Source organism: Dermatophilaceae bacterium Sec6.4 (assembly GCA_039636865.1).
Lineage (GTDB): Bacteria > Actinomycetota > Actinomycetes > Actinomycetales > Dermatophilaceae > Allobranchiibius.
In genome coordinates, this window is the sequence record CP144172.1 from 1268780 (window position 1) to 1294933 (window position 26154).

At 64.9% G+C, this 26154-nt stretch carries 25 protein-coding genes; 21 read left to right on the forward strand and 4 right to left on the reverse strand.

Going from position 1 to position 26154, the window contains the following annotated elements:
• Positions 1 to 4 precede the first annotated feature (4 nt).
• On the forward strand, positions 5 to 922 hold the full coding sequence (locus V3G39_06290; GenBank protein ID XAS77646.1) for an NAD-dependent epimerase/dehydratase family protein: 918 nt from the start codon (positions 5 to 7) through the stop codon (positions 920 to 922).
• A 4-nt stretch (positions 923 to 926) separates the two neighbouring features.
• On the opposite strand, the gene V3G39_06295 is transcribed toward V3G39_06290, so the two are convergent.
• The gene (locus V3G39_06295; GenBank protein ID XAS77647.1) at positions 927 to 2432 is read right to left on the reverse strand and encodes a peptidase S10; all 1506 of its coding nucleotides are present in this window, start codon (positions 2430 to 2432) and stop codon (positions 927 to 929) included.
• Positions 2433 to 2529: 97 nt separating this feature from the next.
• A complete protein-coding gene (locus tag V3G39_06300; GenBank protein XAS77648.1) occupies positions 2530 to 2946 on the reverse strand; it encodes a hypothetical protein in 417 nt (138 codons plus the stop codon).
• Positions 2947 to 3051: 105 nt separating this feature from the next.
• Here V3G39_06300 and V3G39_06305 point away from each other — a divergent pair, with 105 nt between their 5' ends.
• From V3G39_06305 to V3G39_06315, 3 genes are all read left to right on the forward strand, one after another.
• Positions 3052 to 3828 carry an exodeoxyribonuclease III gene (locus V3G39_06305; GenBank protein ID XAS77649.1) on the forward strand — a complete coding sequence of 259 codons (777 nt, stop codon included), beginning with the start codon at positions 3052 to 3054 and terminating at the stop codon, positions 3826 to 3828.
• Between the two features lie 85 nt (positions 3829 to 3913).
• Positions 3914 to 4711: an HAD-IIA family hydrolase gene (locus V3G39_06310; protein ID XAS77650.1), complete on the forward strand. Its 798-nt coding sequence runs from the start codon at positions 3914 to 3916 to the stop codon at positions 4709 to 4711.
• 179 nt (positions 4712 to 4890) lie between these two features.
• Positions 4891 to 5910 (forward strand): hypothetical protein, encoded by a 1020-nt coding sequence (locus V3G39_06315; GenBank protein ID XAS77651.1) that lies wholly within the window; start codon positions 4891 to 4893, stop codon positions 5908 to 5910.
• 41 nt (positions 5911 to 5951) lie between these two features.
• Here the strand turns inward: V3G39_06315 and V3G39_06320 are convergent, their stop codons facing one another.
• Positions 5952 to 6731, reverse strand: coding sequence for a DeoR/GlpR family DNA-binding transcription regulator (locus V3G39_06320; protein XAS77652.1), 780 nt, complete (start codon positions 6729 to 6731; stop codon positions 5952 to 5954).
• Positions 6732 to 6809: 78 nt separating this feature from the next.
• Here V3G39_06320 and trpS point away from each other — a divergent pair, with 78 nt between their 5' ends.
• The 8 genes from trpS (at position 6810) to V3G39_06360 (ending at position 15468) form a co-directional block, all read left to right on the forward strand.
• Positions 6810 to 7844, forward strand: coding sequence for a tryptophan--tRNA ligase (gene trpS, locus V3G39_06325; GenBank protein ID XAS77653.1), 1035 nt, complete (start codon positions 6810 to 6812; stop codon positions 7842 to 7844).
• A 1-nt stretch (position 7845) separates the two neighbouring features.
• A complete protein-coding gene (locus V3G39_06330; protein ID XAS77654.1) occupies positions 7846 to 8367 on the forward strand; it encodes a 2'-5' RNA ligase family protein in 522 nt (173 codons plus the stop codon).
• Between the two features lie 82 nt (positions 8368 to 8449).
• Positions 8450 to 9169, forward strand: a complete 720-nt coding sequence (locus V3G39_06335; protein ID XAS77655.1) for a succinate dehydrogenase cytochrome b subunit — start codon at positions 8450 to 8452, stop codon at positions 9167 to 9169.
• A 9-nt stretch (positions 9170 to 9178) separates the two neighbouring features.
• Positions 9179 to 11164 carry a fumarate reductase/succinate dehydrogenase flavoprotein subunit gene (locus tag V3G39_06340; GenBank protein XAS77656.1) on the forward strand — a complete coding sequence of 662 codons (1986 nt, stop codon included), beginning with the start codon at positions 9179 to 9181 and terminating at the stop codon, positions 11162 to 11164.
• Position 11165: 1 nt separating this feature from the next.
• Entirely contained in the window at positions 11166 to 11909 is a 744-nt protein-coding gene (locus V3G39_06345; GenBank protein XAS77657.1) for a succinate dehydrogenase/fumarate reductase iron-sulfur subunit, read from the forward strand.
• Between the two features lie 231 nt (positions 11910 to 12140).
• Complete coding sequence (locus V3G39_06350; GenBank protein XAS77658.1) at positions 12141 to 13079, forward strand: hypothetical protein; 939 nt, start codon at positions 12141 to 12143, stop codon at positions 13077 to 13079.
• 152 nt (positions 13080 to 13231) lie between these two features.
• The gene (locus V3G39_06355; GenBank protein XAS77659.1) at positions 13232 to 14341 is read left to right on the forward strand and encodes a mannose-1-phosphate guanylyltransferase; all 1110 of its coding nucleotides are present in this window, start codon (positions 13232 to 13234) and stop codon (positions 14339 to 14341) included.
• 47 nt (positions 14342 to 14388) lie between these two features.
• Complete coding sequence (locus V3G39_06360) at positions 14389 to 15468, forward strand: quinone-dependent dihydroorotate dehydrogenase (GenBank protein XAS77660.1); 1080 nt, start codon at positions 14389 to 14391, stop codon at positions 15466 to 15468.
• A gap of 12 nt (positions 15469 to 15480) precedes the next feature.
• Here the strand turns inward: V3G39_06360 and V3G39_06365 are convergent, their stop codons facing one another.
• Positions 15481 to 16734, reverse strand: coding sequence for a CapA family protein (locus tag V3G39_06365; GenBank protein ID XAS77661.1), 1254 nt, complete (start codon positions 16732 to 16734; stop codon positions 15481 to 15483).
• A 99-nt stretch (positions 16735 to 16833) separates the two neighbouring features.
• Between V3G39_06365 and V3G39_06370 the strand changes: the two genes are divergently transcribed.
• From V3G39_06370 to V3G39_06410, 9 genes are all read left to right on the forward strand, one after another.
• The gene (locus V3G39_06370) at positions 16834 to 18411 is read left to right on the forward strand and encodes a methylmalonyl-CoA mutase family protein (protein XAS77662.1); all 1578 of its coding nucleotides are present in this window, start codon (positions 16834 to 16836) and stop codon (positions 18409 to 18411) included.
• Complete coding sequence (locus V3G39_06375; protein XAS77663.1) at positions 18411 to 18887, forward strand: ribonuclease domain-containing protein; 477 nt, start codon at positions 18411 to 18413, stop codon at positions 18885 to 18887. The genes V3G39_06370 and V3G39_06375 overlap by 1 nt, the downstream gene beginning before the upstream one ends.
• Positions 18884 to 19288 carry a barstar family protein gene (locus V3G39_06380; GenBank protein XAS77664.1) on the forward strand — a complete coding sequence of 135 codons (405 nt, stop codon included), beginning with the start codon at positions 18884 to 18886 and terminating at the stop codon, positions 19286 to 19288. Before V3G39_06375 ends, V3G39_06380 begins: the two co-directional genes overlap by 4 nt.
• Before the next feature lie 78 nt (positions 19289 to 19366).
• The gene (locus tag V3G39_06385) at positions 19367 to 20035 is read left to right on the forward strand and encodes a hypothetical protein (protein ID XAS77665.1); all 669 of its coding nucleotides are present in this window, start codon (positions 19367 to 19369) and stop codon (positions 20033 to 20035) included.
• Entirely contained in the window at positions 20035 to 20670 is a 636-nt protein-coding gene (locus V3G39_06390; GenBank protein ID XAS77666.1) for a hypothetical protein, read from the forward strand. The genes V3G39_06385 and V3G39_06390 overlap by 1 nt, the downstream gene beginning before the upstream one ends.
• A 51-nt stretch (positions 20671 to 20721) precedes the next feature.
• Entirely contained in the window at positions 20722 to 21954 is a 1233-nt protein-coding gene (locus V3G39_06395) for an amidohydrolase (protein XAS77667.1), read from the forward strand.
• A 150-nt stretch (positions 21955 to 22104) separates the two neighbouring features.
• On the forward strand, positions 22105 to 23205 hold the full coding sequence (locus tag V3G39_06400; protein ID XAS77668.1) for a BMP family ABC transporter substrate-binding protein: 1101 nt from the start codon (positions 22105 to 22107) through the stop codon (positions 23203 to 23205).
• Positions 23206 to 23316: 111 nt separating this feature from the next.
• Complete coding sequence (locus tag V3G39_06405) at positions 23317 to 24873, forward strand: ABC transporter ATP-binding protein (GenBank protein XAS77669.1); 1557 nt, start codon at positions 23317 to 23319, stop codon at positions 24871 to 24873.
• A complete protein-coding gene (locus tag V3G39_06410) occupies positions 24870 to 26135 on the forward strand; it encodes an ABC transporter permease (protein ID XAS77670.1) in 1266 nt (421 codons plus the stop codon). The genes V3G39_06405 and V3G39_06410 overlap by 4 nt, the downstream gene beginning before the upstream one ends.
• Positions 26136 to 26154: the final 19 nt, after the last annotated feature.

The following is a 26154-nucleotide window of genomic DNA, read 5'->3' on the forward strand; positions in this document are numbered from 1 at the left end:
GGCCATGATCCTGGTTACCGGGGGAGCTGGGTTCATCGGCTCGAACTTCACCCGCACCGCGCTGGACGCCGGTCACCGCGTTCGCGTGCTCGATGACCTGTCCAGTGGGCTGCGGGAGAATCTCGACGGGCTCGATGTCGAGCTCGTCATCGGATCGCTGACCGATCCCGAGGTCGTTCTCAGCGCGGTGCGCGGCGTCGACTCGATCGTGCACCTCGGTGCGATCGGCAGCGTGCCGCTGAGCGTCGCGGATCCGGTGCGCTGTAACGACGTCAACGTCAACGGCACCATGGCGGTGATGCAGGCGGCACGGTCCGCGGGGATCGAGCACATCGTTTTCTTCTCCAGCTCTGCGGTGTACGGCGCCAACCCAGCGAGCCCGGCAGGAGAGCGCGAGTGGGTGGCTCCGATGACTCCTTATGGCGTCAGCAAACTCGCCGGCGAGCAGTATCTGTTGGCCGCGCAGCAGTCCTACAACCTGCAGACCCTCGTCTTCCGGCCGTTCAACGTCTACGGTCCGGGTCAACGTGCGGACCATGCATACGCCGCGGTCATCCCGGCGTTCCTGGACGCGGCGTTGGCCGGGCGCCCGCTGCGGGTGGAAGGTGACGGTGAGCAGACCCGCGACTTCTGCTTCGTGTCCACGGTGTGTCGCCTCCTGCTGGCCGCGGTCGAGCGTCGGGTGTCGCACCCGGAGCCGGTCAACCTCGCCTACAGCACGCAGACGTCGATCAACGATCTGGTCGCCGCCGTTGGACGCGCAGTCGGCGTCAGTACCCACGTCGACTTCGCCGCGGCACGTATCGGTGACGTGAAGCACTCCCGGGCCGCGAACGACTCTCTGCTGCGGTTGTTCCCGGAGGTCACTCCGGAGACCCTCGATGAGGGTCTGGCGGCAACAGTGGCCTGGTGGCGTCGCTGAAAGGTCAGACCGGCACTGTGCCTCCGGCCGCTCTACGCACGAACTCCGCCAGATCCTCGCTCTGCTGAACGCGACTGGGCTGATGCACGTACATCATGTGCCCGGCCGGGTAGTAGCAATGCTCGATCCGCTGCAGGGCCTGGGGCGTCAGCCGTAGCTGCGCAACGGTCTCCTGCGCGGCGAAGTACGGAGTGGCTCCGTCGTAGTAGCCGTAGGCAATCTGCACGCGCAGATGCGGATTGGCCCGCATCGCGCGCTCGAGCCGGTCGGACACGTAGACAGAGCGGCCTTCGAATTCCTTGTAGCTCCATTCCTCGTTGACGCCCTTGCCGAAGACACTGAACGGCGCGTCGTCGGTGTGGCCGAGCTCGGCGTGCGCATAGTGCTGGTACGCGGCGACATATGCGCCGGTGATGGCATCCATCGACGGGTCGGCATCCATGTGTTCGGCAATGCGTGACGCCGCAGGGCCGGTGAAGCGGGAGTCCAGCCGCCCGACGGTCAACCCCTCCGCGCGCAGCAGTTCACCGAAGTACCGCCAGTGCTCGATCTTCAGATCGGCCCGGTCGACGTATTCGGGTGAGAGCCCTGTCAGGTGAGCCAGGCGCTGGACAGCCTTCGAGCGGTCGTCGGGGCTCAACCTGTTCCCGCGGGAGAGTACCCACGGGTAGTCGCGTGACGCATACTCCTCGGCCTCTGCGAGTACGTCGGCGAGCGGGCGATCACCGTGTTTGCCGTGCGCGTGCGCAGTAGCGGCGTAGAACGGTAGATACATCGACCAACCGCGTGGATCCTGCCCTTCGAAATCGGACATCCCGAAGTCGAGGACGCTGGAGATCAGCATCAGGCCGTTGAGATGCATGCCGATGTCGTCTTGCAGGAGCTGGGCGAGGCCAGCGGCGCGGGTCGTGCCATAGGACTCACCGGCAATGAACTTCGGCGACATCCAGCGGCCCTCAGAGGTGACCCAGCGGCGGATGACCTCGGCCACGGTTTCCAGGTCCCGTTTGAAGCCGTGAAAGTCCTTCGGCTTGCCGCCCTCGACCGCGCGCGAGCGTCCCGTTGAGACCGGGTCGATGAAGACGAGATCGCTGTGTGCCAGCAGTGTTTCGATGTTGTCCACCAGGTCGTACGGCGGCGCCACCAACGCGCCGACATCACCGCAGACCACCCGGCGTGGGCCGAGCAGACCCAGATGCAGCCAGATGCTGGAACTACCGGGTCCGCCGTTGAAGGCGAAGGTGATGGGCCGCGTGTGCGGGTCGGCGTCATCCAGGGTGTAGGCGGTGATGGCGACCTGCGCTTTGGAGACCGAACCCTTCCAGACGCCCTCCTCGATGACTTCCTCGCGGAGCACGACCCGACCGCTGGAGGCGGTGTACTTCAGCGGGCCGTCCGGGAGCTGCAGAGTGTGTGACGTCTGGACCAGCTGATCGTTCAGGTCGGCGGGTGGCGTCGCCGGGGCGGCCGCGGGGTTCGGAGCGGCTGGGGTGGGTGCTGAATCAACCATCCCTGCAGCGTACGACCGACCCCCGACACCAATGGGTGCTAGGACATGCATGGACCTGCATGGACCTGCATGGTGTAGCGAGGTGTGGCGTGCCTGCTCAAGCGGTGCGGCGGCGTCGACGGGCAGTTGCGGCGCGCAGGAAGAGGAATCCGGTCGTCACCCCGATGACCAGACCAGCGAGGCCCCGGCCGGTGGCGATCACGGTAGTACCGCTCTGGAACACGACCGCGCAGATGACCACGAGCACCGCACCGGCAGCGGCCACGACCCACGACGGGGTCTGGATGCTGCGAGGTATGGCGAAAGCGGCGAGGTTGCCGACGACCCAGCCGATGAACGGGGCGATCAGGGTTGCGGTCAGGAAGGAGTCGGAGTCGACCGACAGGAAGGTCGCACTGAGAAGTAGCAGGACTGCGGCGAATACGACATCTGCAACAGCCCAAAGGGTGGCTTCTTGTCGTGCGCTGAGGTCGGAACTGGGTGCGGCTTTGACTGCGGCGTCGGCGTGCGGCATCAGAATTCTCCTGGGAATAGGTGGCTCGGTCCTCCGGTGTCGATATTACTACAAATGTAGTGAGACGTTCTCGGACTTCGGAATGTCCTTTGTCACAATGGCGAGATGCGACTTGTGTCCGTCAACGTGAACGGAATTCGAGCGGCGCTGCGCCGCGGCGGTCTCTCGTGGTTGCACGCGCAGCAGCCCGACGTCATAGCCCTGCAGGAGGTTCGGGCAAGTCCGGAGGAGTTGCGTACCGCTCTGGCGGCTGGGCAATTCGCGGACTGGCACCTCGCGCACGCTGCAGCTGCTGACGCGGGTCGTGCCGGGGTCGCCATCCTCTCGCGTCAGGCGATAGCGGACATGCGGATCGGCCTGCCCGGCTTCCCCGACGCCGGACGATGGATCGAAGCACAGATCGGCGCCGTGACGGTGATCTCGGCATATGTTCACACCGGTGAGGCAGGTACGGCGAGGCAGGGGGAGAAGTACGGCTTCCTTGATGCGGCGGGTACGCGGATGGCGGCGCTGGTTGACGGGCAGGCTGTGCTCACCGGTGACCTGAACGTCTGTCATACCGCCCGCGACCTACGCAACACCAGAGGCAATGTCGGCAAAGCGGGGTATCTACCGCAGGAGCAGGCATATCTGAGCCGATGGGCGGATGCGGGGTGGGTGGACGTCGTGCGGGCGAGGGCGGGTGACGTCGACGGGCCCTACACGTGGTGGTCCTGGCGTGGCAAGGCCTTCGACAACGACACAGGATGGCGTATCGACTATCAGTGGGCCTCCCCGGCGTTGGCATTCACACTCAGCGACACTTCCATCGGGCGGGCGGCGTCCTACGCCGAGAGGTGGAGCGACCACGCTCCCGTCGTCGTGGACTACGACCTGCCGTGACCGGCGCGTCGGCTGATGCGAGCGCCACAGCTTCACGACTGCGACTGCGACTGCGTCTGCGACGGTGGGCTGGAAGGATGGCGCCATGACACACAGCAGACCGGTCGAATGCTGGCTGACCGATATGGACGGGGTTCTCATCCATGAGGAGCACGCGCTGCCCGGTGCCGCCGAGTTCCTTGCGAAGTTGCAGCAGACCGGTCGCAGATTTCTGGTACTGACCAACAACTCGATCTACACGCCCCGCGATTTGCGGGCCCGGCTGCTCTCCAGTGGTATCGACGTCCCCGAGGAATCGATCTGGACGTCCGCCATGGCGACCGCGCAGTTCCTGGACACCCAGCGCAGCGGCGGTTCGGCCTACGTGCTGGGCGAGGCGGGCCTGACGACGGCGCTTCACGAAATCGGCTTCATCCTGTCCCAGCGCGACCCCGACTACGTGGTGCTCGGTGAGACCCGAACCTATTCGTTCGAGAGCATCACCCGGGCAATTCGCCTGATCGACAACGGCGCCCGGTTCATCGCCACCAACCCGGACGCGACCGGGCCCTCACCGGACGGATTGATGCCCGCAACCGGAGCGATTGCCGCGTTGATCACCAAGGCGACCGGAGTTGAGCCGTACTACGTCGGCAAGCCGAACCCGTTGATGATGCGCAGCGCGCTGAACCGAATCGACGCACATTCGGAGACGACGGTGATGATCGGGGACCGGATGGATACCGACGTCGTCAGCGGACTGGAGGCCGGGTTGCGCACCATCCTGGTGCTCACCGGCTCGACCCGCGCCGAGCAGGTGGGCCGTCACCCGTTTGTGCCCACGTGGGTGAAGGACGGCATTCACGACGTTGTCCCGATGATCGACGAGCTCGCCCCCGCCTGACTCCCCCCCCCCGGCCCATCCCCCGAGTGGCATACCAAACCGTCGAGTCCACTGCTTAGGAGTACGCCACTCGACGCCGCTCTATGCCTGTCGATCCGGCTGTGGATAACTCGCGGCGGTGCGTTGCGTAAATGTCACGCTGCCGCATGGTCTCTTCAAGCACCATCAGTCCGTCACCGATGTCTTTCGCCCCTCTTATCGGCTCGGCGGACGCTGCTGCCGCCCATGCGGTTCCGATCGTCGCGGTGGCCTTGAGGAATGCGGTTCCTGGGCCGGTCGACCTGGGCGCAGAAACCGCAGCGACGAGATGGGTAAAGGTGCGACGCGGGTCGTACGTCGCTGCGGCGGCCTGGGCAGGGTTGTCCTCCGACGCGAAACTGCTCGTGCGAGCGCACGCCATCGCGAAGGACGGCGAGACAGCGCGCTTGTTCTCTCACTGCACTGCTGCACGCGTATGGGGCCTGCCGATGATCGGACGCCCGGAGCCGAAAGTGGAGGTGTTGGTCAGCGACGGTAGAACCGGTCGCACACCAGGGGTGATCAGAAGGCGGACACAGAATCTACCCTCAGGACAGCTGCTGCACGGATTGTGTGTCACCGGCGCAGCACGAACTGCGGTCGACCTCGCCCGAGTGCAGTCGCTCGCATCCGCAGTCAGTGTGTTCGACGACGTACTTCGACGGCGGTTGGCGACCTGTGATGAGTTATCTGCACAGGTGAACACGGTGCCACGCGGTGGGCGGGGCCGTCGGCAGGCGGGCCTGGCAGTTGCGTTGGCCGACCCCGCCAGCGAATCCGCCGGAGAGTCGCTGAGCCGGGTGCGCTTGTGGGAGGCCGGCTTTGCCCGGCCATCGCTACAGGACAACATCTTTGATGCACGAGGCTTCGTCGGGCGGGTAGATATGTTCTGGGAGGAGCTGGCTGTGGTGGGGGAATTCGACGGCCGGATCAAGTATGCCGTCGATCAATCTCAGTCCAGTGAGCAAGCCGCAGAAAACCTCTGGCGGGAGAAGCTGCGCGAGGATCGGCTGCGCGCGCTCGGGCTGACTGTCGTTCGATGGACCTGGGACGAGGCACTCCATGCAAACGCCATGCTCAGCAAACTTCGGGTAGCGGGCGTTCGCAATGGACACGAGACGCAGTGGCCGTCCTGGGCACCGCCGAGTGGCGTAGGTAACGTCCCAGTGGCGTACTCATAAGTGGTGCACTCGAAATATAGGTATGCCACTCGGGGGAGGGGTCAGGGGGTGGTGCGGGCGGCGACGATCAGGTTGATGTCGTGACCGGACAATTCGCGTCTGGCCTCGGCGTCCAGTTCTGCGTCGGTGACCAGGGTGTGCACCTGGTCCAGCGTCGCGATGGTCGATAAGCCGATAATGCCCCATTTGCTGTGGTCGGCGACCACGATGATCTTCTTCGCCGACTTGATGAGGGCCCGATTGGTCTGGGCCTCCTGCAGGTTCGGGGTCGTCAGCCCTGCTTCCAGGTCGATCCCGTGAACACCGAGGATCAGCGTGTCGACGTGGGTGGTGGCCAGCATCGCATTGGCCACGGGTCCGGCCAGCGCGTCCGACGGAGTGCGCACCCCGCCGGTCAGCACCACGAGCTGGTCATCGCGCGTCGGGTCGTACAGCAGTTCCGCAGCGCGCGGAGAATTCGTCACGACCGTCAGGTGCTGGATCGCCCGCAACTCCACTGCGACGGCGTACGCCGTGGTGCCGGCAGAGAGCGCGAGGGAACTTCCCGGCGGGATCAACGACGCTGCCGTGCGGGCGATCTGGGACTTCTGGACCGGATTCATCTCCGACTTCACGCTGAAGCCGGGCTCGTCGATGCTGCGGTCGGCGAGGGTTGCACCGCCATGGACGCGATGCACAAGTCCCTTCTCGGCGAGGGCCTCGATATCACGGCGGATCGTCATATCGCTGACACCGAACTCGTGGACGAGGTCAGAGACTCGCGCACCACCGTCCCGCTCGACGGTGGTGAGGATTACTTCCTGTCGTTGGCGCGCGAGCACGATTGACCTCCTTGCGCTGCCCTGCCTGCCGGACTCTACCCGCGAGGTTGGTCATCGAGTGCGGTCAGCCTTGGCACAATGACGCCCATGGCTTTCCAAGCGCCGACCCGGCCACGCATCCTGTCCGGGATGCAGCCCACGCACGATTCACTGCATCTGGGGAACTATCTCGGGGCGTTGGTCAACTGGCAGACGATGCAGGCCGACTACGACGCATTCTTCTGTGTGGTTGATCAGCACGCCCTCACCGGCACTCCCATGTCGCCGGCGGAGTTGCTGCGTCGTACCAGGGTCACCGCCGCGCAGTACATCGCCGGTGGCATCGACCCGGCCCAGTCAGCGGTTTTCGTCCAGTCCCATGTGCCGGAACACTCGCAACTCGCCTGGGTACTCAACTGTCTGACCGGCTTCGGTGAGGCATCGCGGATGACCCAGTTCAAGGACAAGTCGGCCAGGGGTGGTGCCGAGTCCTCCAACGTGGGGTTGTTCACCTACCCGATGCTGATGGCTGCCGATGTACTGCTCTACGACGCGACGGCGGTGCCTGTGGGCGAGGATCAGCGCCAGCACCTGGAGCTGACCCGCAACCTGGCTCAGCGGTTCAATGCGCGCTTCGGCGAGACATTCGTGGTTCCGCAGGCCCGCATACCGGCTGGTTCGGCGAAGATCATGAGCCTGGTGGAACCCACCTCGAAGATGAGCAAATCCGCGCAGAACCAGAACGGCAGTCTCTGGATGCTCGATGAGCCCAAGGCGAACGTCAAGAAGCTCAAGGCCGCCATCACCGACACCGACAACGCGGTGCGATTCGACGCCGAGGCCAAGCCCGGTATCGCGAACTTATTACGTATCCATGCGGCGCTGTCCGGCGACGATATCGACACGCTCGTGAACCGGTACCCGGGGGAGAACAGGTACGGGGCGTTGAAGGGTGACGTGGCCGACTTGGTCGTTGACCTCCAGGCGCCGTTCCGTGCCCGGGTGCAGGAATTACTGGCCGACCCGGCCGAACTGGATTTGATACTCGCGAACGGTGCTCGGCGGGCACGCGAGGTCGCAGGGCCGGTGTTGGCCCGTGCCTACGAGGCGGTCGGCTTCTTGGCGCAGGTCTGAGGTGATTCAGACCATCGGCATCTCGCTTGCAGTTCCGCAGCCGTGGGACGGGCAGCTGCGCGAGGCACGCCGCCGCGCGGGTGACCTGCAAGCGGACAGCGTGCCCCCGCACGTCACGTTGCTGCCGCCCACCCCGTGCTCCGATGTGGACCGGGAAGCCCTGCGCGAATATCTACTCGCAGTGGCAGCGCGCCATTCGGCATTTCGGATGACCCTGTGCAGCACCGGAAGCTTTCGTCCGACGTCCGACGTGGTCTTTGTCGCGCTCACGCAGGGCGGTGAGGAATGCGCGCAGATCGAGGCGGACGTGCGTGCCGGGCCGGTCACGAGAACGCTTCAGTTCCCCTATCACCCGCACGTGACGATTGCCCACGATGTCTCCGCGCGGGGACTGGACGACGCGATGGCGCAGCTCGCAGACTTCGAGGCCTCCTTCGAGGTTGTGGGTTTCGAGCTCTACGAGCACGGCAGCGACGGTGTCTGGCGGGCAGTCGACCACTTCGAATTCGGGCCGTCGGACTGATCAGTTCGCCCGGCGCAGGCCACTTTGTAGTAGGTGAGGCGCACCTAACCGCTGACCCACAGCAACCGGGCAGTAATCTCACATGGTGGCAACTTCTACGCTCCCCGACCGGCGCACGGGGAAGACCGGCAGCAGCGTCTTCCTAAAGATTTTGATGGCGGTCACCGGCACGATCTTCGTGCTGTTCGTGCTCGCGCATATGTATGGGAACCTCAAACTCTTCCAGGGTCACGACGCGTACAACGAGTACGCCGCAGGTCTGCGGACACTCGGGACGCCGGAGTTGCCCAGGCACGGACTGCTCACCATCGCTGAAGTCGTCCTGGGTGTGAGCGTGATCGTGCACATCTACTGCGCGATCACCCTGTGGAAGCGCGCCAAGGCCGCGCGACCGCAGAACTACGCCATCAGGAACTCGCGGGTCGCGACCGTCTCCTCGAAGTGGATGCGCTGGGGTGGCGTCGCGCTGCTGCTGTTCATCATCTGGCACCTGATCGAGTTCTCGCTGTTCAAGATCAATGTGGGCTCCGGCGGTCAGGGAGCCAACATCACTGAAGATCCGTTCAAGCTGGTCACGCAGTCGTTCAAGGTGTGGTGGCTGACGCTCATCTATCTGCTGGCGATGGGCGCATTGCTGATGCACCTGCACCACGGCATCTGGAGTGCTTCGCAGACTCTCGGGTTTGCTGACTCACCAGCCGCACGTCACCGCTGGAAAATCGGCGGTCTGGCCATCGGCGCAATCGTCGCCGTGGGCTTCATTCTCCCGCCCCTGTTCATTCTCTTCGGCGTCATCAAGTAAGGGCTGCAGATGTCTGATCTCATCAATGACCTGTATCGCGAAGGCGACCCCATCGTCGACACCAAGTGTCCGGACGGGCCGATCGACAAGATGTGGACGGAGGCGAAATTCGAGAACAAACTGGTCAATCCCTCCAACCGGCGCAAGCTCTCGGTGATCATCGTGGGCACCGGGCTGGCGGGCGGTGCTGCAGCGGCGACGCTGGGTGAGGCCGGTTACCACGTGAAATCCTTCTGCTACCAGGACAGCCCGCGTCGAGCGCACTCGATCGCGGCGCAGGGTGGTATCAACGCCGCCAAGAACTACGCCGACGACGGCGACTCGGTCTACCGACTCTTCTACGACACGGTCAAGGGTGGGGACTACCGCTCGCGGGAATCCAACTCCTACCGGCTGGCCGAGGTCAGCACGAACATCATCGACCAGTGTGTCGCGCAGGGTGTGCCGTTCGCTCGTGAATACGGCGGTCTGCTGGATAACCGCTCCTTCGGTGGTGTGCAGGTGGCCCGCACCTTCTACGCTCGTGGCCAGACCGGTCAGCAGCTGTTGATCGGTGCCTACCAGGCCATGGAGCGGCAGATCGCAGCCGGCACAGTGGAGGCGTTCACCCGCCACGAGATGCTCGAGGTCGTCATCGTGGACGGCAAGGCACGCGGCATCATTGCTCGCGACCTGGTGACCGGGGAGATCGAAACCCACCTGGCAGATGTCGTGGTGCTCGCTTCCGGTGGTTACGGCAACGTCTTCTTCCTGTCAACCAACGCGATGGGCTGCAACACCACCGCGACGTGGCGCGCGCACCGTAAGGGCGCCTACTTCGCGAACCCGTGCTACACGCAGATCCACCCGACCTGTATCCCGGTCTCCGGCGATTACCAGTCGAAGCTGACCCTGATGAGCGAGTCGCTGCGCAACGACGGCCGTATCTGGGTGCCGAAGAACCGCGACGACTGCGACAAGAACCCGCGCGAGATAGCCGAGGAGGACCGCGACTACTACCTCGAGCGCAAATATCCCGCGTTCGGAAACCTGGTCCCCCGCGACATCGGCAGTCGGCAGGCGAAGGTGGTCTGCGATGACGGCCGTGGTGTCGGTCCGAAGGTCGGGGACTTCCGCCGTGGTGTCTATCTCGACTTCGCCGAAGCCATCCAGCGCCTCGGCCGGGCGCAGGTGACCGCGAAGTACGGCAACCTCTTCGACATGTACGAGCGGATCACCGGTGAGTCGCCGTACGAGGTGCCCATGCGGATCTACCCGGCGGTGCACTACACGATGGGCGGACTCTGGGTCGACTACGGCCTCGAGACCACGATCCCGGGGCTGTTCGCGGCCGGAGAGGCGAACTTCTCCGACCACGGTGCCAACCGGCTGGGTGCGTCATCGCTCATGCAGTGTCTGGCGGATGGGTACTTCGTGCTGCCGAACACGATTCGCGACTACCTGGCGAAGGGTCCCTTCGAGCCGGTGGCGCAAGACCACCCCGCGGTCGTCGAGGCGCGCGAGCAGGTCACCAGTCGGATCGACAAGCTGATGTCGATCAACGGTGACCGCACCGTCGATTCCTTCCACCGCGAACTCGGGCAGATTATGTGGGAATACTGCGGTATGGAGCGCTCGGAGGAAGGGCTGAACAAGGCCGTCGACCTGGTCCGCTCGCTGCGCGCGGAGTTCTGGCGCAACGTGAAGGTGCTCGGCAGTGCCGACACCCTGAACCAGTCCTTGGAGAAGGCAGGGCGGGTCGCTGACTTCCTCGAACTCGGCGAGTTGATGTGCATCGACGCACTGCACCGGCGTGAGTCGTGCGGCTGCCACTTCCGTGTCGAATCCCAGACCGAGGAAGGTGAGGCACTGCGCGATGACAAAGAATTCGCTTATGTCGCAGCGTGGGGCTTCGAAGCCCAACCCGATAGCGAAGGTGAGGCGTTCACGCCGACCCTGCACAAAGAAGACCTGGTCTACAACTTCATCCAGTTGAAGCAACGGAGCTACAAATAATATGAACCTGACTTTGAAAATTTGGCGACAGGCCGGCCCGGAGGTCGAGGGTCGATTTTCCACGCACGACGTGAGCGATGTGTCAGTCGACATGTCGTTCCTGGAGATGCTCGACGTACTCAACGAAGACCTGATGCTGAGCGGGGAAGAGCCGATCGCGTTCGACTCCGACTGTCGCGAGGGCATCTGCGGAAGCTGCGGTCTGATGATCTCGGGTTACGCACATGGCCCCGAGGTCACCACGACCTGCCAGTTGCACATGAGGTCATTCAGTGACGGCGAGACGATCACCATCGAGCCGTGGCGCGCATCGGCGTTCCCGATTGTGAAGGATTTGATCGTCGACCGGTCGGCATTCGATCGGATCATCCAGTCCGGTGGCTACATCTCGGTCAACACCGGAGCGGCTCCGGAAGCCCACTCGGTGCCGGTGCCCAAGGTCAACGCCGACCGCGCGTTCGACACGGCAACGTGCATCGGGTGCGGTGCCTGCGTGGCTGCCTGCCCGAACGCCTCCGGCATGCTCTTCATGGGTGCGAAGGTGTCCCACCTGGGTGAGTTGCCGCAGGGTCAGCCCGAGCGCGACTCACGCGTGGTGTCGATGATCAACCAGCATGACGCCGAGGGCTTCGGCGGCTGCACCAACATCGGTGAGTGCGCAGCCGCGTGCCCCAAGGAGATCCCGCTGGACGTCATCAACCAGTTGAATCACGACTTCCGCAAGGCCAAGAAGACCTCACGCTGACAGCGACCAACAGCGAAAATCGGCCCGACCTCAACGAGAGGTCGGGCCGATTTTTTGGGTGGGGCCTGGGGGTGTAATGGGAGGTTTGTAAATTCTCTGATTTCAGTCAGTTTTGGGTCAAGCTGCGGTAAGGTTCTGTCTGGTTGAACATCGAACGCGATTTCCTCCTCGCCGCAATGCTGTTGCGCCGTGCGTATTCCGGAGGAAGTCCTTGTACCCAGAAGGATCACTATGGATATTCACGAGCCCACTTCCGTACCGACCGGGACTCGTCTCCTGTCGCGCCGCACGATCGCAAAGGGGGCGGCCTGGAGCTTGCCGGTCATTGCCGTGGGTTCGACTGTTCCAGCGTTTGCAGCCTCAGGTTGCCAATCCGAGAAGATTATTGTCGACCCGAATTCAGGCACTAACTCGGCGGTCTACGACGCGAACGGGGTGCGCATCGGGCAGCAGTTCTTTCTCAATGCAAAGGATTCCAAAGGCCAGACGACCTACTACCGGATTACGGCAGTAACGGCAGGGACCAGCGACACGGTATTCATGAACCCGTCAGGGCAAGGGCCGCAGACCACGCAGATGTCCTACAACATGATGCTCGGTAACTCTGGCATCAACGGCGCACCAGCCAATGACGGCTCCAATGACCGAATCTTTACCGGTTTCGGCCCAGGCGGGAATACGTTGGTGATGAATCAGCGCGGTCGCCAGAGTGGTTCGGGTCAGTCCCCGTCGTATGCTTCCCCTTCTCAGACGATGACACTGACGTTCGAGAACAGCTCGACAAGCTCAGGCCCGTGGTCATCCTTCAAACCCGGGACCGCCGCCATCAAAGTCTTCGATATCAGTTCTGTCGATGACGCGCTCCGTGACTCATACTGGGACGGCGTCTCATTTAGTGTCCCCGCGACTGGCGTTGTCTCCACGGGCCTTTCGGTGGGCAGTCCTCTTGCCGGATCGGGTACGGCCAGTGACCCCTACAGGCGCCAAAGTGGCCGCGCGGCCACGCAGGGCAACGGCAGTTACTTCACGGATGAATTCCAGTTCAACAACGGTTTCCCTTCCGGTTCTACCCTTACCTACTCGTCCTACAACAGTCGCGGTGGATGGCAGTTCATCTCCATTCTCACCGTCTCCTTCACCGTGGACACGATCTGCCCACCAGGTAGATGAGGGTTCGGCCGAGAAGCGCGGGTCTGCCTGGACGTGCCTCGGGCGCACAAATGAGTGGCCCGACAGATTTGGCCTGATTGGTCGTACCCGACGGCAGTAAAGCCCTCGATCGGCTGGCCATTCCGACCATCTTGTTGCGTTAGCGTTTGGGTATGTCCGAACCTCTGATGCCCACCGCCATTCCTGACTTCTGGGCGGTGATTCCGGCGGGCGGGTCGGGGACCCGGTTATGGCCACTGTCACGCGAATCGTCACCCAAGTTCCTGCATGACCTGACGGGCGCGGGCCAGTCCCTGCTGCAAGGGACCTTCGACCGGCTGCACCCGTTGTGCGAGGACCGGATGATGGTCGTGACCGGGGTGCCGCACGTGGACGCGGTGCGCGAGCAACTTCCGTTGCTCGGTATCGACAACCTGTTGGTCGAGCCGTCTCGTCGGGAGTCTCTTCCGGCGATCGGACTTGCTGCAGCGCTGCTCGAGCAGCGTGACCCCGAGGCGATCCTCGGATCGTTCGCTGCGGATCACGTGATCAATGATGTGCTCGCATTCAGCGAGTGCGTGACGGAGGCAGTGAACGTAGCCCGCACCGGCAAACTGGTGACCATCGGCATCGAGCCGGATCACCCGGCCACCGGGTTCGGCTACATCGAAATAGGCGATGAGCTCAGCGTGTTGGGTGCGCCCAGGGCCCGCGCCGTGACGGCGTTCGTGGAGAAGCCCGATGGGCCGATGGCCGAGGAGTACCTGGCCAGTGGACGCTACTCCTGGAACGCCGGCATGTTCGTGGTGCAGGCCAGCGTGCTGATGGACATGATCGCCCACTATCAGCCCCGGCTGGCGGAATACCTGCGCGAAATTGCTGCCCGGCCGATCCGGTTGGCCGAGCTGTGGCCGCGGTTGACGAAGATCACGATCGACAACGCCATTGCCGAGCCAGCGTCGGTCGACGGCCGGGTAGCGGTCATTCCGGCGACGTTCGGCTGGGACGATGTCGGCGACTTCGCGTCGCTGGCCACCTTGCTGATGGACCGGCATGACGAGCCGGGCGTGAAGGTGCTGGGCGAGTCGCAGCTGGTCGTGATGAAGGACGCCACCGGAGTAGTGGCGCCCGGTTCCGGACGGACGGTCGTCGCACTGGGTATCCAGGACGTCGTGGTCATCGACACGATGGACGCGGTGCTGGTCACGACCAGAGATCGCGCGCAGGACGTGAAGAAGATCGTCGAACAGCTGAAACTCGACGGACGCGAATATCTCACCTGATGACCGCCCGATGAGCGCGCTGACCCGCCGATTCGTAGGCTGACCTCGTGGACCTGCGCGGCAAGACGATGGAAGCCGGCTACTCGAGGGTGGTCCGGCCGCTGCTGTTCCGGGCGCATGACGGTGACCCCGAGCAGGCCCACCACCAGACGCTGCAGCGCCTCGCCTCGCTGGCCCGCAATCCGCGGGCGCTCGGCGTTGTGCGCAAGGTGTGCACCGTTCCGACACAGATCGTCACGGTCGCTGGAATCGAATTCCCCGGTCGGGTCGGGTTGGCAGCAGGCGTGGACAAGGACGGCGTCGCGCTCGCGGGCTGGTCGGCGTTGGGCTTTTCGCATGTGGAGTTGGGGACCGTCACGCCGCGCGAACAACCGGGCAATGGTCGCCCGCGCCTCTTTCGGGTGGTGGACAGCGGCGGCATCATCAACCGGATGGGCTTCAACAACGACGGAGTCGAACAACTGGCAACCCGGATCGGCATGGCGCGCCACCGGGCCGGCGGGGTCGGCATCCCCGTCGGCGTCAGTATCGGCAAGAACGCGTCCACGCCGATGGACAAGGCACTGGAGGACTACCTCATCTGCCTGCGCGCGCTGGACGGGTACGCCGACTACATCGCGGTCAATGTCTCCAGTCCCAATACCGCTGGACTGCGGGGTCTGCAGAGTAAGGAGCCGCTGGGCGAGCTGCTCGCGACCCTGGTCCAGGAAGCAGCCCAGCTGGCCGCCGGGGGAAAGCACCGCGAGGTCCCGATCTTCCTCAAGATCGCGCCGGACCTGACCGGCAGTGCCCTCGATGACATCTTGGAAGTAGCCGGCCACGCTGACGTGGCCGGCATCATCGCCACCAACACCACGTTGAGCCGCGACGGTCTGCGAGGCGCGGACCTCGCGCTCGTGGATGAGTCCGGCGGTCTGTCCGGGTCACCCCTGACGCGGCGCAGTCGCAAGATCGTGCGCTACGTGACGCAACACACCTCACTGCCGGTCATCGGGGTGGGCGGAATCATGTCGGTCGACGACGGTAAGGCGCTGATCGATGCGGGGGCCAGCCTGCTGCAGGTCTACACGGGATTCGTCTATTCCGGGCCTGGGTTGGTGCGAAACCTGAATCTCGCACTCGGCTGAGACAGCCGGGCGTCAGGACAACGGCGTCAGGCCGCAGCTGTTACCCCTGCCGGTCAGCTGCGCCGTGGTTTCCTGCCAGGCCTGAGGATTGGAGGTTTTGGTGACCAGTCGGATGACGTAACCGGCCGGTATGTCGGTGCGGGTCACCTGGTACTGCTCGGTCACCTTCGTGACCTTGCCGCCGGTCAGCTCGAAAGTGAACCTGCCGACGACCCCGTTCTGAGCGTTGCTGAGAGCGCCCGGGTGGGTGGAGGTTGCCGGTGGGTAACCGGCGCGCTGGTCCGAAACCTGGTTCCCGAAGGCGTAGTTGACGATCCGACCGTTGATGCGTTCGCAGGCCTGCACCACGTGAGGGTGGTTCCCGATGATCTGGTCGACCTCGCCGGACTGCAGTAATGCGGTGGCAAAGGTGGTCTGTTCGTTGCTGGGCGCGACGACGAATTGCCGGCCCCAGTGCATGGACACCAGCACGATCTGAGCCCCTGCCGCCCGTGCCGCCCGGGCATCCGCGATGATCCCGTCGGCCGTGTGTGAATGCAGGGTGTTGGCCTGCAGCCATGGGGCAGAGCTGGGGTACTCCGGACCGTTGGTCAGGTTGTAGCTGTAGGAGAGCTGCGCGACCTTGACGCCTTTGACGTCGTACATCGTGGGTTGACCGGGGGTGGCTGCATCGGGACCAGGCCCGGCGGCCCGCACCCCGTAGTCGGCCAGCACCGTACGGGTGTCACGCACGCCCTTGACGCCCCAGTCGAAGGTGTGGTTGTTCGCCGTGGAGCAACCGTCGTAGCCGGTCCACGCCAGATCACGCGCGAATTCCCGTGGGCCGTGATGCACGATGCCCTGATGGATCGAGTCGCTGGTCAGGTCGGTGTCATCGGGGCTGAGGGTGCCCTCCATCTGGCAGATCGCGAGATCGGCTCCGGAGACCAGTGGCTTCAGCGCGGCGAAGATCGGTTTGAAGTCGTACCCGTTCCCACCCGCGAATCGGTGCGCCGAGGCGATGATGACGGCCTGGGGGAGGGCGTCGCCGCCCTCGACGATCGTGATGCGCTGGGTGCCCTTGGCCGGGGCAGCTGGGCGAGATGACGTGGTCCGGCCTGTGGGCGGCGTGGATGCCGGCGAAGATGCCGTGCTGCCGGTGGATGCGACGGTGCTCGTGCTTGTGACTGCAGCACGAGTCCCGTCCGAGCACCCGGCCGTCAGCGCGGTGACGAGAACGGCGCACGCGGCGGCGAGGATGGAACGAGAGGCAGTCGTGGCGCGCATGACACCGATCGTGCCGGGTCGCCGTCCGCAATGTCGACAGGCGCGCGGCCCACCTCCGCACCCGCCGACTTCTGTGCACTGCACTAGCCTCGGCACATCATGGCCATCAGCGAATCCGGACTACCCATCGAACCGGTCTACGACGCGTCCGCACTGTCCGACTTCGACGCCGCGAACAGCCTCGGCGTGCCCGGGGAGTACCCGTACACCCGGGGTGTCTATCCGAGCATGTACACCGGCCGCCCGTGGACCATGCGGCAATATGCGGGATTCGGCACCGCAGGCGAATCCAACGAGCGGTACAAGGAGCTGGTGGCCAACGGCACTGGCGGCCTCTCGGTGGCCTTCGATCTGCCCACCCAGATGGGGTACGACTCCGACCACGAGCTCTCGCACGGCGAGGTCGGCAAGGTCGGGGTGGCCATCGACAGCCTGGACGACATGGCGCTGCTCTTCGACGGACTCCCGTTGGATGAGGTCAGCACCAGCATGACGATCAACGCCACGGCCAGCACCCTGCTGCTGCTCTACCAGTTGACCGCTCAGGCCCAGGGCATCAGCGCCGACAAGTTGACCGGCACCATCCAGAACGACGTGCTCAAGGAGTACATCGCGCGGGGTACCTACATCTACCCGCCGGCCGAGTCGTTGCGGTTGACCAGTGACATCTTCGCCTACTGCCAGCGTGAGATGCCGCGTTGGAACACCATCTCGATCAGTGGTTACCACATGGCCGAAGCGGGCGCTACGCCCGTGCAGGAGATCGCGTTCACGCTCGCGAACGCCAAGGAGTATGTGCGCGCCGCCATTGCCGCTGGCTTGGAGGTCGACGACATCGCGCCGAGGTTGTCCTTCTTCTTCGTGGCCCGCACGACCTTGTTGGAAGAAATTGCGAAGTTCCGCGCGGCGCGTCGGATGTGGGCCCGGATCATGCGCGAGGAGTTCGGGGCGAAGAACCCCAAGTCGCTGATGTTGCGCTTCCACACGCAGACCGCCGGCGTGCAGCTGACCGCCCAGCAGCCCGAGGTCAATATGGTTCGTGTTGCCCTCCAGGGCCTGGGTGCGGTACTCGGTGGCACCCAGTCGTTGCACACCAACTCCTTCGACGAGGCGATCGCGCTGCCGACGGCAAAGGCCGCGCGGCTCGCGCTGCGTACCCAGCAGGTGATCGCCTACGAGAGCGACGTGACCAAGACCGTCGATCCCTTCGCGGGGTCCTATCTGATGGAGTCGATGACCGACGACGTGGAGGAGGCGGCGCTCGCGCTGATCCAGCAGGTGGAGGACAAGGGCGGTGCTGTGCGGGCGATCGAGGAGGGTTTCCAGAAATCGGAGATCGAGCGCACGGCGTACTCCACGGCTTTGGAGATCGACAGTGGAGAGCGGGTCGTGGTGGGGCTGAACAAGTTCCGCACCGCCACCGAGGAGCCCTACGAGCCGTTGCGCGTCAACCCCGCGATCGAGGCTGATCAGTGCGAGCGACTGGCGATCTTGCGCGCAGAGCGCGACAACGCTGTGGTCGACCGGGCATTGCAGGCCCTGCGGGTTGCGGCGCAGGGCAGTACCAACATGCTGCTGCCGATGCGTGACGCGCTCGCCGCGCGTGCCACCGGTGGGGAAGTGAGCAACGCGTTGCGTGACGTATGGGGCACGTACGTCCCGCGTGAATTCTTCTGATGGACGATTTGCTCGGGCCGTTTCGCGTACTGCGCCGCCGGTTCGTCCCGATCGTGCTGGGGCTGCTGCTGGTGGCGTTACTGATCGGCTGGATCGCGCGAGAGGCATCGCATCCGCGTGTGCAGGCCGGGCCGACGGCATCGCGCACCTACGAGAAACGCGCGGTGACCTCGAGCACCGGCAGCACGGCGAAATCGCCCCTGGAGACGGTTACCTATGCGGATCTGCCCAGCGGTGCCCGCGCGACCTTGCGGTTGACCGACAAGGGTGGGCCCTACCCCTACCGACAGGACAACTCCGTCTATCAGAACCGCAACGGGGCGCTACCGGTCCGGTCCCGCGGCTACTACCACGAGTTCACGGTTCTGACCCCGGGTGCGGGCGACCGTGGTCCGCGACGGATTGTCCTCGGAGCAGACCGGACCGCCTACTACACGGCCAATCACTACAAGACCTTTCGCCTCGTGGTGCGATGAGCGAGTCCCCGCGCGCTGCAGCGCTGCGGGAGCTGGTGGGCGACCTGGAGCGGCGCCGACCGGGGGTTCGCGAGCTACCTCTCGATGTTGCTGATGCGGCTGCAGCCGGCAGCGGGGCCGGATGGCACGTCGTGCAGTTGGATACCAGCGGCGATCGGGACGATTTGTTTGCCCAATGCAGCCGCGCGTTCGAGCTGCCGGGGTGGTTCGGGCGCAACTGGGACGCGCTCGCGGATGCGTTGTCCGACGTACAACACCGGCCCGGCACGCTGGTGATCTGGTCGGGGGAACGCGATGTGTCGGATGCGGTGCGGTCGATGGCGACCGAAATCTTCGAAGAACGAGCGGACAACGGTCCTGCGCCGCTGCTCGTGGTGGTGGTCAGGCCCGCAGCCCGGTAACGATTCGGTCCCCAGAGTCGGACTTCGGATGGCAGCGAACTGTGATGTGTTGTTTCCTTGGCAGGGGAGGGAATGACAATGAGTAGACAGTCGCGGTGGGCAAGGCAACGTGTGGTGACCGCTGCCATCGCGGTTTCAGTGCTGATCGCGGGATGCGGGTCGCAGATCGCACCAGGTGGCGACAGCACCAGTCCGCCAGCATCACAATCTGTCACGATCTCGACCCCGAGTGCCCCGAAGCCAAGTGTCTCGACGCCTAAGACGCCAACGACACAGCTACTGACGCCGACGTTCGATCAGGCTACCTACGACCTGATCCGAGCACTCGATGTGGCCGCTCACGCCCGCTATGTGAATACTTTTGGATCGCTCAGCTTCGCGCCTCCCCATCACGGCGTGATTCTGGCGATGACGGACCTCGCCAATGCCCGAGCGCTCATCAGTTCCACGCGCGCCGGGCATCCGCAGTGGTCAAGGGTCGCGGTGACTCTGGTCAAAGTGACCTACACCGAAGCGCAGTTGCAGGCCGCTCAGAACGCGGTCTCGCCTACTTACTGGAAGAAATACGAACTGGTCAGCGTGGGATCCGGTGCGGGCGACTATGTCGACGTCGGTTCCTCTGACCCATCGTTGAAGGGGCCGGGCGGACGCGTCGGACGTGAGCGACTCGCGAGCATCCTGACGCGCGCCGTGGGGGTGCGGGTAATCGTGACCTACTCCCTTCCGGCCCAGGCGGCGAACGGCTGATGCCATCCGGATTTCCCCGGGCGGGCCGCTGGTCGCTGGTCATGGCCTCGCTGACTTTGGTCGTGGGATGCGGATCGCAGACTTCCCCCGGCGCGACCGGCACCAGCCCGAGGACATCGACGGTCGCACCGCCGAGCTCCACGTCACCCCTACCCGGTCAGCCAGGCGGTCCCGATCACTCCGTCACCTACGACCTGGCCGGAGCAATGACGCAGGTGGGCCGCGACAGCTACTCGCGCAGCTATGCACTGATGAGTGTCGACCGCTCGCAGACGGTGCTGACGCTAAGGGTCACCGATCTGGCGGACGGCGCGGCGATCATCGCGCGCGCCCGTGCGGCACAGCCTGAATCCGCTGGAGTGTCGGTGCATCTCATCAAGGTGCCCTATAGCGAGAAGGAGCTACTCGCGGCGCAGAACCGATTGACCGATCGCGACTGGAAAAAGTACCGGCTGGTCGGTACCGGGCCGGACTCGGGTCAGTATCTTTCGGTGCGTACCGATGACCCCCAACTCAAGGATCCGGTGTCGGGTCGGGCGGGTCGCCACCTCATGGAGCGGACCTTGAGCCGCATTGTCGGGGTCCGCGTGGTGGTGACCTACTCCGTTCCGTCCGGCCCCGCGGCAACGGCCTGATGCGGCGGGGCCCGCACCATCTGCAGGTTCGGCGATTAGCATCAGTAGATTGTGAGCACCCTTCCCACTCGCAGCACCGTGTCCGAGCTTCCCGAGCTGATCTCAGCGACGGTTGCGAATGCCCTCCCCGAGTTGGTCCGATTCCGGCGTGACCTGCACACTCATCCCGAGCTGGGCTACAACGAGGTTCGTACGACGGCCGCGGTGATCGAGGCCCTGCAGTCGGCCGGTATCGAGGTCAACACGTTCCACGGCACGGGGCTCACCGCCGAGATCGGTGCGCGCAATCCGTCCCACCGCATTGCGTTGCGGGCCGACCTGGACGCCCTGCCGGTCGCCGAGCGCACCGGGTTGGAGTTCAGCTCCGTCAACGAAGGCATCGCCCACGCCTGCGGGCACGATGTGCACACCACCGTCGTGCTGGGGGCCGGGCTCGTGCTGAAGACGTTCGAGCAACATCTCATCGACCGGGACACCGCCGTGCGGCTGGTGTTCCAGCCGGCGGAGGAGATCGTGCCGGGCGGCGCCCACACGGCCGTCAAAGAGCACGCGCTGGAGGGCGTCGATCAGGTCTTCGCCCTGCACTGCGACCCCAGCATCGACGTGGGCACCGTCGGGCTCAAAGTCGGCGCCATCACGGCTGCCTGCGATGCGATCCGGGTTCGGTTGTCGGGCAAGGGCGGACACACCAGCCGTCCGCACCTGACCGGAGATCTCACCTACGCGCTCGCCAAGGTCGTGACCGATGTGCCCGGAGCACTGTCGCGCAGGCTCGATCCACGGGTGGGCGGCGCGCTGGTGTGGGGCAGCGTCGTCGCGGGAAACGCCGCCAATGTGATTCCGGCGATGGGGGAGTGCGTCGGCACCCTGCGGATGCTCGACATCGACGCGTGGCAGGAGGCAGGTGATCTCGTACAGACCCTGGTCCACGAAGTCGTCGCGCCCTACGGTGTCACGGCCGAGATCGAATACACCAGGGGAGTGCCACCGGTCGTCAACGACGCAGCTGCAGTCGAGGCGCTGACGACCGCGTGTCGCGCGGTCGTCGGGCCGGAGGCGGTGGTCACGACGAAGCAGTCGCTGGGCGGTGAGGACTTCAGTTGGATGCTCGTGGAGGCGCCCGGCGCGATGGGTCGTCTCGGTACACGCACACCCGGCGGACCGACCTACGAACTACACCAGGGCAATCTGGTCGTCGACGAACGGGCCATCACCGTGGGTGTCTCTCTGCTCGCTGCGACCTGTCTCCTGCAGCCCGACGTGCTGGCACCGACCGCGCCCTGAAGCTGCTGCACAACCGTTTGGTAACGGTCTGCGCCTGAGGGTGCAAGGCGCCGGGATGGTCGCTACGCTGACCCGATCCGCACCCGCCCGACGGTGGCCCACCAGCGCCGCGAAACGTCGATGTGCCCGCCTACCTTCAAGGAGTTCTCTGTGCGTTCGGTGATGAAGATCGCGGCTGTGGCCGCCCTCGGTTCCCTGGCCCTGTCAGGTTGCGGCAGCAAGCCCTCAGCCGGTGGTACCGCGTCCGGCTCCGGCACCGGTACCGGCTCCACCGCACCGGCCAAGGCCTCCGGCAAGAAGATCAGCGCGTGCATGGTGTTGGACACCGGTGGGGTGGACGACCGTTCGTTCAACCAGGGCTCCTACGACGGTATGAAGGCCGCAAAGAGCAAGAACCCGAACATCTCGATCAGGTACGTGCCGAGCAACTCCGGTGCGGACTACACCCCTAACCTGACCAAGGCCGCGGCCGGCGGCTGTAATGCGGTCATCGGCGTCGGTGGCCTCATGGCGGACGCGATGAAGACAGCCGCCGCCGCGAATCCGAAGGTGAACTTCGCCGAGGTCGACGCCCCGGGCACCGGCGCCAACTTGTACGGCATCCAGTACAACACCGCACAGGCCGGCTTCCTGGGCGGGTACCTCGCGGCCAGCATGACCAAGTCCGGCACAGTCGGAACCTGGGGCGGTCTGTCGATCCCCCCCGTGACCATCTACATGGACGGTTTCTGGGAGGGCGTGCAGTACTTCAACAAGACCAAGTCCAAGTCGGTCAAGGTCCTCGGTTGGAACGAGAAGACCAAGAAGGGCACCTTCTCGGCCAGCTTCACCGACCAGAACAAGGGCAAGTCGGTCAGTCAGTCGATGGCCAGCCAGGGTGCTGACATCATCTTCCCGGTGGCCGGCGGATCAGGCCTCGGTGCCGGTGCGGCAGCACAGGCATCCGGCGGCAAGTTGAAGATCATCTGGGTCGACACGGACGGTTGCGAGAGCGCTGCGCAGTACTGCAAGTTCATGGTCGGCAGCGTGACCAAGAACTTGTCCGGTGGCGTGCAGGCCTACCTGGCGAAGGCTGCCGACGGCACCTACCCGAAGGGCAACTACATCGGCACGCTGGCCAACCAGGGTGTCGGACTGGTCGACAACAACGACAGCCAGTCGGCGGCGTTGAAGGCCGAGCTGACCAAGATCACTGCTGACATCGCTGCCGGCACGATCAAGATCACGTCGCCGAGCCAGCCCACCAGCTGAGCGGGCACCACGGTTGATCGTTCGGAGGCAGGGCGGGCCACGGTTCGTCCTGCCTCCGGCGTGCAGACGGCCGGTACCCTCGCGGTCAGCGACAACGGAAGGCAGCTGGGCATGAAACTGCAGCTCCAGGGCATTACCAAACGTTTCGGCACCTTCACCGCCAACGATCAGATCGATCTGACCGTGCAGTCGGGGGAGATCCACGGTCTGCTCGGCGAGAACGGAGCCGGTAAGAGCACGCTGATGAACGTGCTCTACGGGCTGTACGAGCCGTCCGAGGGCACCATCCTGCTGGACGACGCGCCGGTGGTGTTCAAGGGTCCGGGCGACGCCATGGCAGCCGGTATCGGGATGGTCCACCAGCACTTCATGCTGGTGCCGGTGCTCACCGTGGCCGAGAACATCATGCTCGGAGCTGAGCAGACGTCTCACGGGATGCTCGACATCCGCCGGGCCCGGAAGATGGTCAGGGAATTGTCCGACCGCCATCACCTCGACGTCGACCCCGATGCGAAGGTCGAAGATCTTCCGGTCGGCATCCAACAGCGGGTGGAGATCCTCAAGGCCCTCGCGCGCGAAGCGAAGATCCTGATCCTCGATGAGCCGACGGCGGTGCTCACCCCGCAGGAGACCGACCGGTTGATGGAGGTCATGCGCTCGCTGAAGGCGCAGGGCACCTCGTTGGTCTTCATCAGCCACAAGCTGCGTGAGGTCCGCGAAGTCTCGGACACCATCACCGTGATCCGCCGCGGCAAGGTCGTCGGCACCGCGGAACCGAGTGCGACGGCTGCCGAGCTGGCCGCGCTGATGGTTGGCCGCCCGGTGCAGCTGCGGGTCGAAAAGGACGAGGCGAAACCGAAGGACGTGCTGCTGGAGGTCGACAATCTTCGGGTGCTCGACGCCGCGGGTCACGTGATGGTGGACGACATCTCCTTCTCGGTGCGCGGGGGTGAGATCTACGCGATCGCCGGTGTGCAGGGCAATGGGCAGACCGAGCTGACCGAGGCAATCGTCGGGCTCGTGGAGCCGTCCTCCGGGCGCATCATCATCGACGGCCAGGACATGACAGACGACACGACCTACGACATCCTGCGCGCCGGTGTCGGATACGTCCCGGAGGACCGCGGGCGCGACGGACTGGTATCCAGCTTCAGCATCGCCGAGAACCTGGTCCTGGACCTGCACGATCAGCCGCCGTTCGGTGGGCGTTTCCAGCTGGACAACAAGGCGATCGAGGAGAACGCCCGGGCGCGGGTCCAGGAGTTCGACGTGCGGACGACATCCGCTCTCGCGCCGGCATCCACCCTGTCCGGCGGCAACCAGCAGAAAGTGGTGCTGGCGCGCGAGCTGTCCCGACCGCTGCGGGTGTTCGTGGTGTCTCAGCCCACCCGCGGCGTAGATGTCGGCTCGATGGAGTTCGTCCACAAGCGGATCGTCGCAGAGCGCGACCGGGGCGCAGCCGTGCTGCTGGTCTCGACCGAACTGGATGAGGTTGTCAGCCTCGCGGACCGCATCGGCGTGATGTTCCGCGGCGCGCTCGTCGGCGAGTTGCCGCCCACGGCGTCCGCTGCTGAATTCGGGCTACTGATGGGCGGGCAGAGTCAAGGCAACGCCGTGCCCGAGCCGAAAAATTCGGACAAGACCGACCACACGAAGGAGTCGGCGTGAGCGAGCCCGCGCCCCAAGTTGTCCCACCTGCGGATAACCAGCAGGATGAAGCGCCCCAGGGGGGACAACGGTTCAGCGTGCGGGAGATCTTCCGCAGCGACCATCCGGCGCTGGTGACGATTCTCGCGATCTTCGCTGCGGTCGTGATCGGGTCGCTGCTGATCGTGGTCTCCGACGAGCCCACCCGTGCGGCCGCCTCATACTTCACCGCGGCCCCGATGGACACGTTGTCTGCGGCATGGCACGCGGTTTCGGGTGCCTACGTCGCGCTCTTCCAAGGTTCGATCCTCAATCCGTCCAGTCTCTCCAGCGGCAGCCTCACCACGATTTTGGGACCGATCTCCGAGACCATCGTCAGCGCGACGCCGCTGATTCTGGCGGGTCTGTCGGTCACGTTGGCCTTCCGCGCCGGACTGTTCAACATCGGCGCGCAGGGGCAGATCCTGGTGGCTGCGATCTTCGCCGGGTACGTCGGCTTCAGCTGGCACCTACCCGTCGTGCTGCACGTCATCGTGGCGATCATCGCGGGGGTAGTCGGCGGCGCCATCTGGGCAGGCATCGCGGGGGTGTTGAAAGCCAAGACGGGCGCCCACGAGGTCATCACCACCATCATGCTCAACTACGTCGCGCTCGGACTGATCCAGTTCCTGCTGAGCGTGCACGGGTTCCAGGCCAAGCCCTACACCCAGGCGATCGCGACACCGGTCGACGGTACGGCCCGCTACCCCCACCTGCTGGGGGACAGCCTGCGGGCGAACACCTCATTCCTGATTGCCATCGCTGCCACGATCGGCGTCGCGTGGCTGTTGCGCCGTAGCACTTTCGGTTTCCGGGTGCGTGCGGTCGGCGCCAACCAGGACGCGGCGCGGACGGCGGGGATCAGCATCTCCCGCGTCTATATCGGGGTCATGCTCCTCGTCGGGGCGCTCGCCGGCCTCGCGGGCAGCGCCCAGGTCCTGGGTACCCAGCCGCAGGTCACCGCCGATATCGATGCCGGTATCGGTTTTGACGCCATCACGGTGGCGCTGCTCGGACGGGGTTCGGCATCAGGCACCTTCTGGGCAGGAATGCTTTTCGGAGCGCTGCGGGCCGGGTCCGTGCAGTTGCTCGCCTCCACCAGCACCCCGGCGGATCTCGTGCAGGTGCTCCAGGCGCTGATCGTGCTCTTCATCGCCGCACCGGGCCTGGTCCGGTTGATCTTCCGACTGCGGGCCACCGACGGCGGCGACAGCGCCGTGTTGGCGAAGGGATGGAACGGATGATCACCCCACGATGTTCTCC

What these genes read in the sequence shown, in the direction of transcription:
- V3G39_06290 (XAS77646.1), top strand. Translation starts at nt 5, where the DNA reads ATGATCCTGGTTACCGGGGGAGCTGGGTTCATCGGCTCGAACTTCACC.
- V3G39_06295 (XAS77647.1), bottom strand. Translation starts at nt 2,432, where the DNA reads ATGGTTGATTCAGCACCCACCCCAGCCGCTCCGAACCCCGCGGCCGCC.
- V3G39_06300 (XAS77648.1), bottom strand. Translation starts at nt 2,946, where the DNA reads ATGCCGCACGCCGACGCCGCAGTCAAAGCCGCACCCAGTTCCGACCTC.
- V3G39_06305 (XAS77649.1), top strand. Translation starts at nt 3,052, where the DNA reads ATGCGACTTGTGTCCGTCAACGTGAACGGAATTCGAGCGGCGCTGCGC.
- V3G39_06310 (XAS77650.1), top strand. Translation starts at nt 3,914, where the DNA reads ATGACACACAGCAGACCGGTCGAATGCTGGCTGACCGATATGGACGGG.
- V3G39_06315 (XAS77651.1), top strand. Translation starts at nt 4,891, where the DNA reads ATGTCTTTCGCCCCTCTTATCGGCTCGGCGGACGCTGCTGCCGCCCAT.
- trpS (XAS77653.1), top strand. Translation starts at nt 6,810, where the DNA reads ATGACGCCCATGGCTTTCCAAGCGCCGACCCGGCCACGCATCCTGTCC.
- V3G39_06335 (XAS77655.1), top strand. Translation starts at nt 8,450, where the DNA reads ATGGTGGCAACTTCTACGCTCCCCGACCGGCGCACGGGGAAGACCGGC.
- V3G39_06340 (XAS77656.1), top strand. Translation starts at nt 9,179, where the DNA reads ATGTCTGATCTCATCAATGACCTGTATCGCGAAGGCGACCCCATCGTC.
- V3G39_06345 (XAS77657.1), top strand. Translation starts at nt 11,166, where the DNA reads ATGAACCTGACTTTGAAAATTTGGCGACAGGCCGGCCCGGAGGTCGAG.
- V3G39_06350 (XAS77658.1), top strand. Translation starts at nt 12,141, where the DNA reads ATGGATATTCACGAGCCCACTTCCGTACCGACCGGGACTCGTCTCCTG.
- V3G39_06355 (XAS77659.1), top strand. Translation starts at nt 13,232, where the DNA reads ATGTCCGAACCTCTGATGCCCACCGCCATTCCTGACTTCTGGGCGGTG.
- V3G39_06365 (XAS77661.1), bottom strand. Translation starts at nt 16,734, where the DNA reads ATGCGCGCCACGACTGCCTCTCGTTCCATCCTCGCCGCCGCGTGCGCC.
- V3G39_06370 (XAS77662.1), top strand. Translation starts at nt 16,834, where the DNA reads ATGGCCATCAGCGAATCCGGACTACCCATCGAACCGGTCTACGACGCG.
- V3G39_06375 (XAS77663.1), top strand. Translation starts at nt 18,411, where the DNA reads ATGGACGATTTGCTCGGGCCGTTTCGCGTACTGCGCCGCCGGTTCGTC.
- V3G39_06380 (XAS77664.1), top strand. Translation starts at nt 18,884, where the DNA reads ATGAGCGAGTCCCCGCGCGCTGCAGCGCTGCGGGAGCTGGTGGGCGAC.
- V3G39_06385 (XAS77665.1), top strand. Translation starts at nt 19,367, where the DNA reads ATGAGTAGACAGTCGCGGTGGGCAAGGCAACGTGTGGTGACCGCTGCC.
- V3G39_06390 (XAS77666.1), top strand. Translation starts at nt 20,035, where the DNA reads ATGCCATCCGGATTTCCCCGGGCGGGCCGCTGGTCGCTGGTCATGGCC.
- V3G39_06405 (XAS77669.1), top strand. Translation starts at nt 23,317, where the DNA reads ATGAAACTGCAGCTCCAGGGCATTACCAAACGTTTCGGCACCTTCACC.